Source organism: Halogeometricum pallidum JCM 14848 (genome assembly GCF_000337095.1).
GTDB classification, from domain to species: Archaea; Halobacteriota; Halobacteria; order Halobacteriales; family Haloferacaceae; genus Halogeometricum; species Halogeometricum pallidum.
Window position 1 is genome coordinate 121,757 of record NZ_AOIV01000027.1, and the last position, 13,677, is coordinate 135,433.

Genomic DNA, 13,677 nt, shown 5'->3' on the forward strand with positions numbered 1-13,677 from the left:
ATGTTGGAACTGACCGGACTGCGGAAGTCCTACGCCGGGTTCGCGTTCGGGCCGGCGGACCTCGCCGTCGACTCGGAGGTGCTCTGCGTGCTCGGCCCCTCGGGGAGCGGGAAGACGACGCTGCTCTCCCTGGTCGCGGGCATCCTCTCGCCCGACGCGGGGCGTATCGCGCTCGACGGCGCGCGACTCGACGGAGTGCCGCCGGAGCGACGCCGCACGGGGCTGGTGTTTCAGGACGGCGCGCTGTTCCCCCACATGACCGCCCGCGAGAACGTCGCCTACGCGGCGGACGACGGCGACGCCGTCGAGACACTCGCGGACCTCCTCGAGATACGCGACGCGCTGGACCGCAAGCCGGCGGCGCTCTCGGGCGGGGAGCGACAGCGCGTCGCCCTCGCTCGCACCCTCGCCGCCGACCCGGGCGCGTTGCTGTTGGACGAACCGCTGTCGAGCCTCGACGCCCCCATCCGCAACCGCCTCCGCGACGAACTCCACGACCTGTTCGACTCGCTCGACATCCCCGTCGTCTACGTCACGCACGACCAGCGCACCGCGACGGCGCTCGGCGACCGAATCGCCATCCTTCGCGACGGAACGGTCGAGCAGGTGGGGTCGCCCGAGGACGTGCTCGACCGTCCGGACAGCGAGTTCGTCGCCCGGTTCACCGGCACCGACAACCTGTTCGACGCGACGGTGACACGGCGGGGTGAGGGAGGCGACTCCGAGGACGCCGTCGTCCGTCTTCGCGTGGGTGACCTCCGACTCCGGGCGGCGGCTTCGGCGGATTCGTCAGTTGGTGACGACGTCACGGCGTGCGTCCGCCCCTCGCGCGTCCGACTCGGATCGCCGGGCGACGCGCGCATCGGGGAAGCCGACTCCGGCGACGGCGGGAACGTCCTCAGGGGGACTGTCCGCCGGTGGTTGAACGAGGGAGACGGCTACCGGGTCGTCGTCGACCTCCGCGACGCCCCCGTTCCGCTGACGGCGCGGGCGACGCCGCACCGCTTCGAACGGGCGGGGATACGCGACGGCGCCGCCGTGGAGGCCGTCGTCCCGCCCGCGGCGATTCACCTGATTCGGTGAGGCGCCGGTCGCCGTCTCCCGGACCGACTTCTGTGAACTATCCTCTTTCGAGCGACAAAATTATATCCCAACATTTTCAGTATAATTTGGAGAACTGCCAGCAGACTTTTGAAATGACAAATTGTGACTGTAGAGCGTGTCTCGAACGTCGGCGGACAAGAACCGGTGGCTCATCGCGCTCTCGGCGGTCGCGATTCACCTGTCCATCGGGAGCATCTACGCGTACAGCATCTATCAGATACCCCTGAACGAGACGCAGGGGTGGGGAACCTCGAGCGTGACGCTCGCGTTCTCCATCGCCATCTTCGTGCTCGGAATCACCGCCGCCTTCCTCGGCAAGTACGTCGAGGAGTACGGCCCGCGGCTGGCCGGGTTGGCCGCGGCCGTCCTGTACGGTCTCGGGATGGTCGGCTCGGGGGTCAGCGTCCTCATCGGGAGCCTCCCGCTGTTTCTCGCCACGTTCGGCGTGGTCGGCGGGATGGGGCTCGGACTCGGCTACATCTCCCCCATCGGGACCCTCGTCGAGTGGTTCCCCGACCGCCGCGGGATGGCGACGGGCCTCGCGGTCATGGGATTCGGCGCCGGCGCGCTTCTGACCGGTCCGCTCGGGAACTATCTGATCCAGAGCGTCGGCGTCGCGACGACGTTCTTCGCCCTCGGCGTGCTGTACTTCGTCCTGATGTCGCTCGGCGCGAGTTACCTCGCGAAGCCGCCGGAGGGGTGGCTCCCGGAGGGGATGGAGGGCGAGGAGAACGCCCACGAGAAAGCCAAGAGCGCGCTGTCGGGACTGGATAACCTCACCGCGGCGCAGGCGCGCACGACGCCGCGCTTCTGGATGGTGTGGCTCATCATCTTCATCAACGTCTCCGCGGGCATCATGCTGCTCGCGTTCGCCTCGCCCATGCTCCAACAGGTCGGCGGTGCGACGGCGACGACCGCGGCGTTCATCACCGGCTACATCGGCATCTTCAACGGCGGCGGTCGCATCTTCTGGTCGACGCTCTCCGATTACATCGGTCGGACGACCACGTACGGGGCGTTCATGGCCATTCAGATCGTCGCCTTCTTCGTGATGCCGCAGATTACCGCCGTCTGGACGCTCGCGGCGGTCATGTTCCTCGTCATCACCTGCTACGGCGGCGGATTCGCCTGTCTCCCGGCGTACCTCAGCGACCTCTTCGGCACCGACGAGGTCAGCGCGATTCACGGCTACGCCCTCACCGCGTGGGGCTTCGCCGGCGTCGCCGGCCCGCAACTCGCCTCGTTCGTCCTCGAAGCGACGGGCAACTACACCAGCGCACTGTACGTGATGAACGCCGCCCTCGTCGTCGGACTCGTCACGGTGCTCGTCCTCCGATGGCGCATCGGACGCGTCAAGTCGTCGAATCGGACGAACGAACCCACCGTGAGCGACTGACCCGGCGGACCATCCGGAGCACTCGTCTCCCCTCCCGTCGGCTCCGCCCTTCATCGGTCACGGACCGCCCGGACGAAAACGTTTTGTTGTTTTAGGCTAGCCTAAACAGCATGCCCGGCGAAGCGACGGACGGAGCGGGACCGACGCGACGTTCCGAGACGGGGCGGAGGTAGCGTCCCGATGGCGGGAACGACGCTGATCGAGATACGCGAACATATCGAGGCGCTGGCGGGCGACGACGGGGAGTTCGCCGTCGTCTGCGGACGCACCGGCGAGCGGCCGATTCCGGTCGCGGGCGAGCGCTTCGAGACCCGCGCCGTCGCGCGGACCGCCGCGCGGGCGACCGAACAGTACCGCGCGGTGCTCCGCCGCTACGACCCGCAACTGCGCTTCTACGACCTCGTCGTCTGTCAGCACGTCGGCGGGGGTAGCCGGAGCCGAGCGGACGCTCGCGGCGGGCGGACGAGCCCCGGTTCCAACGCTCGGTGACCGCGCTGTTCTCCCGTCCCGTCCCGCCCGACTCGAACCGCTTCCTTTTTCACTTTAGGCCCACCTAAACACTCGTGATGAGCGTCGAACGACGACCGTCCGAGGAGAGTTCGCCGAAGTCCGAATCGGTCGCTACGCCGCAGGTGTCCGTCTGCGAGAGCCGTCCCGGCCGGTCGGTCTTCCTCGAATCGGGGAACGCCGACGGGTGGATAGCCACCGACCTGTCCGTCTCCGTGAGCGAGGAACGATGAGCGACGAGACGGACGCCGAACGGACCGTGATTCGCTCGGGGCGCGACTTCGAGCAGGAGTTCCGCCTCGACGCGCGCGAGGCCGGGGAGTTCCTCGTCGCACTCGGCGAGCAACTCCGCGACGGCGACGAACTCACCCTCTCGACCGACGAGTGGGAGCTTCCCTTCTCCTTCGGCGAGCCCGTCGGAGTGGAGATAGACTACGAGGGCGTCGGCGAACCCGAACTCGAAATCGAGATAGAACTGCCGGGCCGGACCGACGAGAAGGCCCCCGACGTCGACTGAACGCACCGATTCTTCTTCTGCCGACCGACGCGAACCGACGCCGGGCCGTACCGCTCAGCGGGCGTCGGCGTCCGGGTCGTACTGTGACGACGTCTGCAAGTGGAGTCTGAGCCCGGCGGCTCCGACCACCGCGAGCAGTCCGGTCGCCCCGGTGACGGCGGCGACGCCCGTCGGCGTGAGCACGTCCACCGGTCCCTCGCCGACGAGGACGACGCCGCGCATCCCGCGGTCGCCGTAGTTCGTGCACCCGTACTTCGAGAGGCCGTCGCCGTCGAAGGCGAGGGCGAACTCGTGGCCTGTGCCGCGGACCTGCTCGCTCGCGTAGCCCACCGTGTCGTCGACCACGTCGTAGGCTCCGGCCGTGCCGACCCACTCCCAGACGACGGTCGTGCCGGGGTCTACGCGTATTGCGGCCGGTTCGAAGGCGAACTCTCCGCCGTTGCCCATCGCGCCCACCTTCACCGTCACCTCCGACTCGCCGCGGCGGTCCGCGACGCCGTCGTAGTTGTCCGTGCCGTCCAACCAGCCGTCGAAGGAGGGGTTCTCCGCGTCACCCCCTCCATCGCCGCCGGCGCCGGACCCGCCTTCGCCCCCGGGTCCGCCGGGGAGCGTCACCGCGGCGTCGCCGACGACGAGTGCACCCCGCATCCCCATCGCCGAGTGGGGCGCGCAGGCGTACGAAACGACGCCCGACTCGGGCGCCTCGGCGGAGAACGTCGCCCCCGCCTCGGAGTGGTAGTCGGACTCGAACGACCCGTCTTCGGCGACGACGTTGTGGCTACCGCCGTTGCCCGTCCACTCCCAGGTCACGGTCGTTCCGGGGTCGACGCGGACGACGGGCGGCGAGAACCCGAAGTCGCCGCCGTTGCCCGGGGCGCCAACCTCCACGCTCACCTCCGTTTGACCGGTGGCGTCGACGACGGCGTCGGCGCCGTCGGTCTTGGCGAACCACTCGGTCAGGTCGGTCTCCTCAGCGGCGCTGACCGGACGCGCGAGGAGAGGCCCTCCGACGAGTCCGGCCCCCACCAGCGCGCCGGTACCGGCGAGCACGTCCCGTCGCGTGCAGTCGGTCATGGCTACGCCTCGTACCCCGCGTACGCCATCACCTGCTTGAACAGGTCGGTGTCCATGACGGGCGTGTAGACGACGGCCGAGAGCATCCCGCCGGGGTACGACGACCCGTTGCGCACGTGGTCGACTTTGTGGCAGTGAACGAGGTAGATGCCGGGGTCGGCGTCCGCCTCGAACTCGACCGTGTAGCGCTCCGCGGGCGCGACGTTCACCACGTCCTGTTCTATCTGCATCGCCTCCGGAATCGGCGACCCGTCCTTCTCGACGACGCGGAAGCGGTGGTTGTGCACGTGCAACGGGTGCGAGTGGAACCCGCCGTTCACCCAGTGGATGCGGACCGTGTCGCCCGGGTCCACGACGACGGGCGACCCCGTCTCGGGGTGGAACGTCGCCGGCGCGGACTTGCCGTTGATGGTGAACGTGTCCATCTGTCGGTTGGTGATGTCGTAGGCTGCGTCCTCGCCCCCGTACTGCCGCGAGAGGCGAGTGTCCCACTCCTTGACGGTCATGTAGTACTCCTTGTCGGCGCGCTCGTATCCCTCGGGTTCGACCCGCAGGACGCCGTACATCCCCATGTCCATGTGCCGCGGCGTCTGGTAGTGGCAGTGGTACAGGTGCGTGCCCGCCACGTTCGCCGTGAACTCGTAGGTGTGCTTTTCGCCGGGTTCGACGGTGACGCCCGTCGTCGTCGGCACGCCGTCGTTCTCCCACGTCTTCCGCAGGCCGTGGACGTGGAACGTGTGCGGCATGTCCATCCCCGTGTTGTCGAGGGTGACGCTGAACTCCTGGCCCTCCGTGGTGCGGAGGATGGGCCCCGGGACCGAGGGGGTCCCGTCGTCGGCCTGCCACGCCCACACGACGGGGAGCGTGATGGGCCCGTTCATCGTCTCGCCGGGGTGCACGTGGTGCACCGCGTTCACCGTCTTCAGCGTCACGTGATTGTCTCGCTCTTCAAGGTCGACCACTTCCGGGCGACCGGTCGTCGGCAGGTCGCTTGCGACCTGCGCCGCGGACCCCGCCGGGTCCACGTTCGTGACCGTCGGCGTCGAACTGGTCAGACAGCCGGCCGTGGCGGCCACGCCCGTCGATCCCGTCGCGGCGAGGAACTGTCGTCGCGAGATTCCGTCCCCGGGAGCACCGATTTCACCCTTCATCACTCTCTCGTTGTTTCGGACGGTACATATCGGATAGCGGTAACTCCCATTCGGCGAGAATACTGTCTGAGAAACTCACGCACGACTCGAACGGCGACGCCGCTCGCCGGCGTGTCGCGCGCGAAAACAGAAATCGGTCGAGAGCGGCTCGCGCCTTCAGGCGCTCGCGTTCGTCGGAGTCTCGGTCGCGGTTTCGGTCGCAACCTCGGTCTCGGTTGCCGTCTCGGTCTCCTCGTCCGCGTCGGGGAGACCGGCGAGCGGGTCTGGTTCGTAGAAGCGCCAGAGGCCGTCGTAGCCCTGGTAAGCGTTCTCCTCTTCCTGCTTGAACTCCTCTTGCTTCGAGAAGGGATAGTCGGCGACTTCCGCGTAGCCGCGTTCGATGAGGTCGGCGTTGAGCGTGGCGGTGTCGCCGTCGTCGACGTACACCTGGAGGGTACCGGAGTCGTCGCGACGGTCGGCGACCGAGTCGACGTAGATTCTCACCTCTCGTCCCTCGACTTCGCCGCTCACGAAGCCGGTCGCTTTGCCGCCCCAGTCGTTCAGCCAGGCCTCGCCGCCGTCTTCGGTGGCCATGCCGAGGTAGTCGTCCTCGGAGTAGTCGCCGTCGGGGGCGTCGACGCCGACGAGGTCAACCTTTTCGAGGTGGCCGTCGGGGAACTCCACGAGGAGGCTGTCGCCGTCAGCGACCGTCGTGACCGTCACGTTCCACTCGGTCCGCTCCTCGGTCGAAGCGGTCTCGTTCGCGGACGCGGACGACGCAGTCGCCGTCTCGTCGTCGGTGGTCGGTCCGCTCTCGGACGCGTCGCCGTCCGTGTCGGCCGTCGAGGCGTCGCCGGCAGTCGAATCGTCGGTGTTCGCGTCCGATTCGTCGTCGTCCGAAGCGGAGGTGTCCGAGACGGAAGCGTCTGAACTGGAGGAGTCCGACGAGTCGTCGTCGGCAGACGCCGCCGACTCGCCGCTCGAATCGGACGAGGTGTCGTCGCTCGACTGCGTCTCCGTTTCCGCACTGTCGTCCGTCGCCGTCTCTTCACCCGCGTCGGCCGCGGGGGCGGTGGCGGACCGGACGTCCGTCGCCGTCGCGGAGACCGCCGAGGCGGCGGCCTCTTCGCGCGTCGATTCGGCCGTCGAACTGTCCACCGATTCGTTGCTCCTCACGATATCGCCGTCGGAGGGTGCCGATTGCGTACCCGCAGCGGTGCAGCCCGCCGTGACGAGTAGGAGGGCGACCAGGAGTGTTGCCAGCCGGGACATTCTGTTTGAAATCACTCCATCACAGGACATATAATTCAGCATAATTCTCCGCGGTATAATATCGTGTCACCGTGAGTTTCTCTATTTACTACTATTTTAACCGCGGTTGTAAGCGGCTAACTCCCGCGAATACGAGTGTTAGGACGAAACTTCCGCTCGGGCGACCGGAACGGCCAGGACCGGTTGTTCGGCCCGGTCGGCAGTCCTATCCGGTCAGTGATGTTTCAGATCTCCCTCCGTGAAGGCGGGATTAACGGGTCGGGTGGAGTAGACTTCGAGCGAGTTCTCCCGACCGGATCTCCCGCCGACCGATCCGTTTGACCCCCGGTTACGAACTTCATTCCGAACTCGTTTCACTTATTCTGTCCGTGCAGTAAGGTCACAACCAGTGGTCAAAAAAGTCGCCACGCGGCGTCGCGCGCGAAATCCGCGCGCGGCTCGAAAACGGATAGTACGAGCCGTTCGACGGCATTTTCTCAACTCTGTGTCGATTCCTCCGCGGCGCCTCCGCCGCGCGTGCGCGGACGATCACATCTCAACCGCGGACGGCGCGTCTAGGGCGTCCAGAGAGAGGTTTCGGGCGCTCCCGCCGTTTCGTTCTGTCCAACCTTGGTACGACCTACGTCAGTGTGACCGGCGGCATGTCGAGAAACGCCGTTTCGTAGCCCTCGTGTCGGGCGACCTGCGGGGGAACGTCGACCGTAATTTCGAGCGTCTCCGACCCGGTCAGACCGGGGGCCGGGGCGCCGTAGTGAAAGCCGAGTTCGGGGTCCAACCCCGCCGCCAGCGACCCCGAGAACGACGCGCCGCCGTCGGCGGAAGCGCCGAGCGCCATCCCCGGTATCGCCAGCCGGTTGTACGGCGTCCGCGGCGAGACGGCGAGGTACGGGTCCTCGCCGAACCGCGCGGCCTCCACGATGGACGCGAGGAACACCGCGTCGCCCGTGCTCCCGCGTCCGAGTGCGGTGCCGGGGAGTCGCTCCGGCGCTCGACCGACCGGTATCGCCTCCATCTCCATGGGCTCCACCGCGCCGCGTTCGCCCTTCCGGTCGTCGAGCATCCGGTAGCTGACGTCGTTCAGCGCCCGCGCGGAGAACTCGAAGCCGACGGCGCCCTCAGCGGGGGTGCCGAACTTCCCCTCGTAAGCCCCGAAGCGGTTCGCGTCGACGCCGCCGACGCTCACCGCTACGTCGTACGCGCCGTCGCCGTCCAGCGGGAAGTTCGCGCCGTAGTGGACACCCATCCGCTGTGAGAGCATCGGGTAGATGACCTCCTGGCTCACGAGTTCCCCTCCCTTCGATATCTCCAGCGAGAGGCCGGTGTTCGGAACCACGCGCCCCGTCTCGGGATCCCACACCGACGCCATCAGGTGGACGCTGTCCGCCTCGATTATCGCCGTCTCCCTCGCGACGAACGCGCCGTCCTCCTCCTTCTCGACGACCCAGAAGCGGTGCGGGTACGAGTACGCCACGCCCGCCCGCAGGTCGCCCACGTCGGTCGTCCCGGCCGTCTTCATCCCCTCGACGTGCGTCGGGGCGTAGACGGCGTCCGGGCGGTTCTCGACGAGGGGCGGTTCGCCGCCCGCCCCCGTCGACGCCCGCTTCGTCTCGAACAGGTCCGACCCGCCGAGACACCCGCCGACCGCGCCGGCCGTCGCGGCCCCCGCAACGGCGAGAAACCGTCGTCGTTTCATATCCGAGAGAGCGATTCAGCGCGGATACCAGTTCTGGTGCACTCTGCGAACGTTCGCGTCTTCCGGAGACAGACTCTTGTCCGTCGCTCGCCGACTCGCCGCATGGACGCGCCGAATCGGTCGCATCTGGATTGGAAGGTCGCGGGGGCGGGGTTCTCGCTGCTGCCCGTCGGCGTCGGCGTGGTGACGGGGAACCCGCTGTTGGGCGTCGCCGCGGTGTGCTGTCTCCTCCTCGCCGTCGGTCTGGTGTACCCGTTCGCCACGTTCGCATCCGAGTCGGAGTGACCCCGGCCGGCGAGTATCGCGTACGCGTACACGGGCGCGTCGGCACGTCCGTTCGCGGGCGTTACTCTCGGAAACGGCTGCCGAGTTCGACGCGCGCCCGGCTATCCGAGCACCACGTCGAGCGTTAGCATGACGGCGGCGCCGGCCATCATTCCGAGCGTCGCGAGTCGTTCGTGGCCGTGCATGTGCGTCTCGGGGATTATCTCGTCGCCGATGACGTACAGCATTCCGCCGGCGGCGAACCCCATCGCGTACGGAAGGACGGGGGCGGCGATGACGACGGCCCACGCGCCGAGAACCGCCAGCGGTATCTCCACGGCGCCCGCGCGGATGCCGGCGACGGCGGCGTAGTACCGCCGGCCCATCCCGGCGTTGATGGCCGCGACCGAGACGGCTAACCCTTCGGGGATGTTCTGGATGCCGATGGCGAGCATGAGGGCGATGGCGTTGCTCACGTCGCCCGACCCGAATCCGACGCCGACGGCCAGCCCCTCGGGCATGTTGTGGAGCGTGATGGCGACGGTGAACAGCAAGACGCCGAGGACGCGCGAGTCGGCGTCCCGCGCCATCTCCTCGGCCCGCTTCATCCCGCCGTCGGTCTCGGCGCGTTCGGACAACCGCCCGCTGACGAGGGGGCCGACGTACCGAACCCAGTGTTCGGCTTGGTCGAGGAGGGCGACGCCGAGGACGAACCCGACGAGCACCGGGACGATGCCGGAAAACTCGAACCCGCCGACCGCGAAGGGGCGGTACGAGGGGTCGGAGGCGAACTCGATGCCGGGCAGCAACAGACTCGTGAAACTCGCAGACAGCATCACGCCGGCGGCGACGCCCAACGCGCCGTCCAGCGCGCGTTCGGTCGGGTTCCGCCACACTAACACCAGCATCGCCCCGAGCAGATTCATCCCGGCGATGACGACGCCGCCCGCGAGTCCCTGTATCACGGGGTTCGTTCCGACCAGGTCGACGAACGCCTGTTCTACGGACGCCACGCTCGATATCCTCCGGAGACCGCGAAAGTAGACATACTCTATCTGTGTCTCGGAGAAACGTAAAACTGTAGCGGGTGCGACGGGACGCGGTCGGTCGGCCCTTCCTCGGGATTCGCGCCGTTCGGCCGTCAGAACGACCCCACAAGAGTTATCCTGACCGAACGTTCACTCTTCCGCATGGAGCGGAACTCGCAGAAGCGTCCGTGGCTCGCCGCCCTTCTCGGGTTGGTCACGGGCGCCGGGCACGTCTACCTCCGCCGGTGGAAACGGGCGGTCGGGTGGATCACTCTCTCGTTCGCCACGTCGCTGCTGGTCGTCGACCCGACCGCACTCCAGGCGTTCTACGAGGGGACGGGACCCGTCGAACCGGTCCTGCCGGTACTCGTCGTCGGCTTCGCCAGCCTGTTCGACGCCTACTTCCTCGCCCGCGCGCAGAACGAGGCGGCGCGTCGCACCGCCGGCGCGGACGGGACCGTCACGCACTGCCCGCACTGCGGGAAGGAACTCGACGGCGACATCGACTTCTGCCCCTGGTGTACGAGCGAACTCGACGACGTTCGGGTCGCCTCGCCCCCTGACGGCTCCAACCCGGACGCGCGCGAGTAAATTTCTTCGTCTCTCTGACCTGTTTCTCTCCGGCCCTTCGACCGCATCCGTCCTCGCGTCACTCCCCGGCGTCGAGTCCGGCGTCGGCGGCGACGCCCTCGGGGTCTTGTAGTTCGTCGGCCAACTCGTCGCGCCGTCGCACGAGTTCCTGATAGGCGTCGATGTCCCTGTCGCCGTTGAACGCGGCGGTCTTCGCGAGCGCCGAGAGATATCGGCGGACCGTCTCCTCGCGCGGCGTCAACAGGTCCTCGACCGTCTCCGTCAGCCCCGTCGCCGTCACCGGCTTCCGAAGGTAGCGGTCGAACGGGACGGTCAGCGCCGCCTCGTCCAGTCGGTCCGACGCGAGCAGCACCACCTGGACCGACGGGTACTCCTCGGCGATGCGGCGGGCGACCCGTTCGCCGGCGACTTCGGGCATCTTTCGGTCGAGGAGCACCACGTCCACGGAGTCGTCGACCATCGCGAGCCCCTCGCTCCCGTCGTTGGCGGCGCGGACCTCGTAGCCTTCCAGCATCGACGCGTACAGTTCAGTCAGGCGCGCATCGTCGTCGACGACCAACACGACGGGCACGCCGTCGGCATGGTAACGCTCGGACCACCGGCCCAAGTCCAACAGCACCTCGGAGAGGGCGCTCCCCGCCTCGGTCGGGGCGTACTCGACGCGGAGCGGTCGCTCCTGTAGTTCGCGTCGTTCGACGACGCCGGACTCCGTGAGGTCGGCGAGCGTCTCGTTGAGTACCTTCGAGGAGACGTCCAGTCGGCGTTCGAGTTCGGAGAACCCCGCCGGCCCGTCAGCCACCAGCGAGTAGACGACGGCCGGATGCCACTTTTTCCCGACGATGGTCGCCCCGTCGAGGACGGCCCGAAGCGGCGGTTCTCGGTCGCTCATCGTCAGCCCATCTGCCAGCCCGACTGATAACGATTTCTCTCGTCGTTCGTGGTGTCGGGAAAAGCGCCGCGCGGCGGAACGTGGCGGAGGGGGGATGGATGGGGGTGCGCCAGTGAAGGCGCGTCGCCGTCGCATCCACCGAAAGGGGGGGAGACACCGCGCGTTCGCGCGGTGTCGGATGAACGGTGGATGCGAGTCCCGCCGTGTCGAACGCTCTCGTGTGCCAGACGACACAGTGACGCTTCGCAGTGGGGGTCCGTATCGGCAGGACCCGGTCGCACTGGCGACTGTCTCTACTCCCGGCTATTAAAAGACTCTTAGCTAACCCTCCGGTCGGCATCTCGCTTACCTCGAGGTTAGCCCGATACGCGCAGTTCGACGACGAACGCGCCGTCGTCAACTTTCACGTCTCCGCCGTAGGCGTCCACGAGTCGTTCGACGAGATACCGGTCGATGCCGGCGTCGGAGCGTTCGAGGTCGGTTCCCGTCCCGAACGCCGGTTCCGCGCGGACGCCCTCGCCGTCCGGGTCGGCGTCCGCCACGCGGACGCGAACGGTGTCGCCGTCGCGTTCGGCCGAGACGCGAAGCGCGGGGGCGTCGCCGCGGTAGTTCGACACCGCCTCGTTCAGCAAACTCCGGAACACCGACCCGAGGAGGTGGTTGGCGGCGACGCGGCACGCCGGCACCGCGTCGAGTTCGATGGTCACTCCGGGGAACGTCTCGCGCCGCGACTGCACCGCCTTCCGAAGCGCCTCGCCGAGGTCGGTCGGTTCGACGGCGGTGGCCGCCTCGTCGGTGACGGTCGCCGCCGCGTCGCCCGCCACGTCGGTCAGTTCCAGCGTGTGCCGGCCGTTGTCGAGAATTCTGTCGAGGATGTCCTCGCCGCCCTCTGAGACGTGGTCGCGGAGGACGTCCGCCCACCCGACGATGACGGCCATGTCGTTGCGGATGTCGTGCCGGAAGAGTCGGTCGAGCGCCTCCAACTCGGCCACCCGCTCGGTCGGGGTAAGTCTCTCGGCGGTGCGACCGGACTCGGAGACGGCCGCGCGGACGCGGCCTTCGAGCGTCGCCACCTCTCGTTCCGCGACCCCGCCTGCCCCCGTGTCCGCTCCCCCCATCGATTCATCGGTCCCGCCGTCAGATCGGTCGTCGACCTCGCCGGCGATGACGTAGTCCGCCGCGCCGGCGTGCAGGGCCTCCCGCACCGTTCGCTCGTCGCCGACGGCCGTGTACAGTACCACCGGTAGCCGCGGCGCAGCGGCGCGAACCGCTCGCACCACCTCGACCCCGTCCCCGTCGGCCAGCGCGTAGTTCGTCACGACGCAGTCGTACGCCTCGGCGTCGCGTTCGGCGGCCGTCCACCCGGCGGCCCGTTCTATCTCGAACCCGGCCCGGTCCGCGAGTCGCTCCGCCGACACCGGCGTCGGATCGTCGTCACCCTCGACGAACAGCACCCGCACCCGTCTCTCCATATGTCATCGATGGCGAACGAGTACAAAAGTCTCGCGCCGTTCGTCCGCGGCGGGCGGCGGTCCGGGACTCCGCCGTTCGCCGCCGTCTCAGTCCCTCGCTGTGATGGCGGTGAAGTCGTCGACGGGCATCACCGAGTAGTCGACGCTGAGAGTATCCTTCGTCGCGCGAATCCTTCCGACGAACGTGGAGATGTCCTCCAACTGTCCTTCGAGGACGAACAGTTCCATGCAGTAGTGCTCGCCGACGTGGCTGTGGAAGTTCGAGGCGACGAACCCCTCGTACTCGTGGCGCAGTTTCATCATCCGCTCTTCGACGCTGGTCGTCTCGTAGTCGAAGATGACGGTGACGACGGCCATCAGACGCCGGTCTTCGAGTCGCTTGTCCTCGAACTCCCCGAGGAGGTTCCGCGCCGCCTCGCGGACGACTTCGCTCCGTCCCGTGTAGCCGTGTTCCTCTGCGAACGTGTCGATTCGCTCCAGCAGTTCCTCCGGCATGGAGACGCTGACAACGGTCATGTATTAACTCAACGCCGAAATCATATTAAGCTCTGTTATCGAGGCCGCACCGTTCCGACTCGCGCAGTGCCGTAACCGCGGTACCCCGGACGTTCCCGACGCTCGGGGTACGGACGATATTCGATGTTCGTCTCTGCGTATTCCTCCCCGTCGTTCGTCGTGTATTCGAACGTACGAGTTCGTTTCCTCTCGTTTCTTCGGAATTCAACGCAGAACTAAGTCCC

The 13,677-nt window shown here is 67.7% G+C and carries 15 protein-coding genes; 7 read left to right on the plus strand and 8 right to left on the minus strand.

What is annotated here, in order from left to right; translation table 11 throughout:
- The 5 genes from C474_RS12490 (at nt 1) to C474_RS12505 (ending at nt 3,524) form a co-directional block, all read left to right on the plus strand.
- Nucleotides 1-1,083: an ABC transporter ATP-binding protein gene (locus C474_RS12490; protein WP_008387280.1), complete on the plus strand. Its 1,083-nt coding sequence runs from the start codon at nt 1-3 to the stop codon at nt 1,081-1,083.
- Nucleotides 1,084-1,219: 136 nt separating this feature from the next.
- The gene (locus C474_RS12495; protein ID WP_008387282.1) at nt 1,220-2,500 is read left to right on the plus strand and encodes an L-lactate MFS transporter; all 1,281 of its coding nucleotides are present in this window, start codon (nt 1,220-1,222) and stop codon (nt 2,498-2,500) included.
- Between the two features lie 180 nt (nt 2,501-2,680).
- Complete coding sequence (locus C474_RS12500) at nt 2,681-2,989, plus strand: DUF7552 domain-containing protein (RefSeq protein WP_008387285.1); 309 nt, start codon at nt 2,681-2,683, stop codon at nt 2,987-2,989.
- Between the two features lie 77 nt (nt 2,990-3,066).
- Nucleotides 3,067-3,240, plus strand: coding sequence for a hypothetical protein (locus C474_RS22640; RefSeq protein WP_008387286.1), 174 nt, complete (start codon nt 3,067-3,069; stop codon nt 3,238-3,240).
- Nucleotides 3,237-3,524 (plus strand): amphi-Trp domain-containing protein, encoded by a 288-nt coding sequence (locus tag C474_RS12505; protein ID WP_008387288.1) that lies wholly within the window; start codon nt 3,237-3,239, stop codon nt 3,522-3,524. Before C474_RS22640 ends, C474_RS12505 begins: the two co-directional genes overlap by 4 nt.
- 54 nt (nt 3,525-3,578) lie before the next feature.
- Here the strand turns inward: C474_RS12505 and C474_RS12510 are convergent, their stop codons facing one another.
- The 4 genes from C474_RS12510 to C474_RS12525 all read right to left on the minus strand — a co-directional run bounded on the left by C474_RS12510 (nt 3,579) and on the right by C474_RS12525 (nt 8,693).
- Nucleotides 3,579-4,598, minus strand: coding sequence for a halocyanin domain-containing protein (locus C474_RS12510; RefSeq protein ID WP_008387290.1), 1,020 nt, complete (start codon nt 4,596-4,598; stop codon nt 3,579-3,581).
- A 2-nt stretch (nt 4,599-4,600) separates the two neighbouring features.
- Entirely contained in the window at nt 4,601-5,749 is a 1,149-nt protein-coding gene (locus C474_RS12515; RefSeq protein WP_008387292.1) for a multicopper oxidase domain-containing protein, read from the minus strand.
- A gap of 156 nt (nt 5,750-5,905) precedes the next feature.
- On the minus strand, nt 5,906-6,904 hold the full coding sequence (locus C474_RS12520) for a thermonuclease family protein (protein ID WP_160166837.1): 999 nt from the start codon (nt 6,902-6,904) through the stop codon (nt 5,906-5,908).
- A 715-nt stretch (nt 6,905-7,619) separates the two neighbouring features.
- The gene (locus C474_RS12525; protein ID WP_008387295.1) at nt 7,620-8,693 is read right to left on the minus strand and encodes an iron transporter; all 1,074 of its coding nucleotides are present in this window, start codon (nt 8,691-8,693) and stop codon (nt 7,620-7,622) included.
- A gap of 102 nt (nt 8,694-8,795) precedes the next feature.
- On the opposite strand from C474_RS12525, the gene C474_RS12530 reads away from it, so the two are divergent.
- Entirely contained in the window at nt 8,796-8,978 is a 183-nt protein-coding gene (locus C474_RS12530; protein ID WP_008387296.1) for a hypothetical protein, read from the plus strand.
- A 101-nt stretch (nt 8,979-9,079) separates the two neighbouring features.
- Here C474_RS12530 and C474_RS12535 read toward each other — a convergent pair whose 3' ends face one another.
- Nucleotides 9,080-9,970: a ZIP family metal transporter gene (locus tag C474_RS12535; RefSeq protein WP_008387297.1), complete on the minus strand. Its 891-nt coding sequence runs from the start codon at nt 9,968-9,970 to the stop codon at nt 9,080-9,082.
- Between the two features lie 177 nt (nt 9,971-10,147).
- On the opposite strand from C474_RS12535, the gene C474_RS12540 reads away from it, so the two are divergent.
- Nucleotides 10,148-10,576, plus strand: a complete 429-nt coding sequence (locus tag C474_RS12540; protein WP_008387298.1) for a DUF7575 domain-containing protein — start codon at nt 10,148-10,150, stop codon at nt 10,574-10,576.
- A 58-nt stretch (nt 10,577-10,634) separates the two neighbouring features.
- Here C474_RS12540 and C474_RS12545 read toward each other — a convergent pair whose 3' ends face one another.
- The 3 genes from C474_RS12545 to C474_RS12555 form a co-directional block, all read right to left on the minus strand.
- The gene (locus C474_RS12545; RefSeq protein WP_008387299.1) at nt 10,635-11,465 is read right to left on the minus strand and encodes a winged helix-turn-helix transcriptional regulator; all 831 of its coding nucleotides are present in this window, start codon (nt 11,463-11,465) and stop codon (nt 10,635-10,637) included.
- A 356-nt stretch (nt 11,466-11,821) separates the two neighbouring features.
- Nucleotides 11,822-12,937, minus strand: coding sequence for a hybrid sensor histidine kinase/response regulator (locus C474_RS12550; protein WP_008387300.1), 1,116 nt, complete (start codon nt 12,935-12,937; stop codon nt 11,822-11,824).
- 87 nt (nt 12,938-13,024) lie between these two features.
- Entirely contained in the window at nt 13,025-13,453 is a 429-nt protein-coding gene (locus C474_RS12555; protein WP_008387301.1) for a CopG family ribbon-helix-helix protein, read from the minus strand.
- Between the last annotated feature and the right edge of the window lie 224 nt (nt 13,454-13,677).

Bases quoted from the DNA above. Each gene is read 5' to 3' on its own strand.
- C474_RS12490 (WP_008387280.1), top strand. From the start codon at position 1: ATGTTGGAACTGACCGGACTGCGGAAGTCCTACGCCGGGTTCGCGTTC.
- C474_RS12500 (WP_008387285.1), top strand. From the start codon at position 2,681: ATGGCGGGAACGACGCTGATCGAGATACGCGAACATATCGAGGCGCTG.
- C474_RS22640 (WP_008387286.1), top strand. From the start codon at position 3,067: ATGAGCGTCGAACGACGACCGTCCGAGGAGAGTTCGCCGAAGTCCGAA.
- C474_RS12505 (WP_008387288.1), top strand. From the start codon at position 3,237: ATGAGCGACGAGACGGACGCCGAACGGACCGTGATTCGCTCGGGGCGC.
- C474_RS12510 (WP_008387290.1), bottom strand. From the start codon at position 4,598: ATGACCGACTGCACGCGACGGGACGTGCTCGCCGGTACCGGCGCGCTG.
- C474_RS12515 (WP_008387292.1), bottom strand. From the start codon at position 5,749: ATGAAGGGTGAAATCGGTGCTCCCGGGGACGGAATCTCGCGACGACAG.
- C474_RS12525 (WP_008387295.1), bottom strand. From the start codon at position 8,693: ATGAAACGACGACGGTTTCTCGCCGTTGCGGGGGCCGCGACGGCCGGC.
- C474_RS12530 (WP_008387296.1), top strand. From the start codon at position 8,796: ATGGACGCGCCGAATCGGTCGCATCTGGATTGGAAGGTCGCGGGGGCG.
- C474_RS12540 (WP_008387298.1), top strand. From the start codon at position 10,148: ATGGAGCGGAACTCGCAGAAGCGTCCGTGGCTCGCCGCCCTTCTCGGG.
- C474_RS12545 (WP_008387299.1), bottom strand. From the start codon at position 11,465: ATGAGCGACCGAGAACCGCCGCTTCGGGCCGTCCTCGACGGGGCGACC.
- C474_RS12550 (WP_008387300.1), bottom strand. From the start codon at position 12,937: ATGGAGAGACGGGTGCGGGTGCTGTTCGTCGAGGGTGACGACGATCCG.
- C474_RS12555 (WP_008387301.1), bottom strand. From the start codon at position 13,453: ATGACCGTTGTCAGCGTCTCCATGCCGGAGGAACTGCTGGAGCGAATC.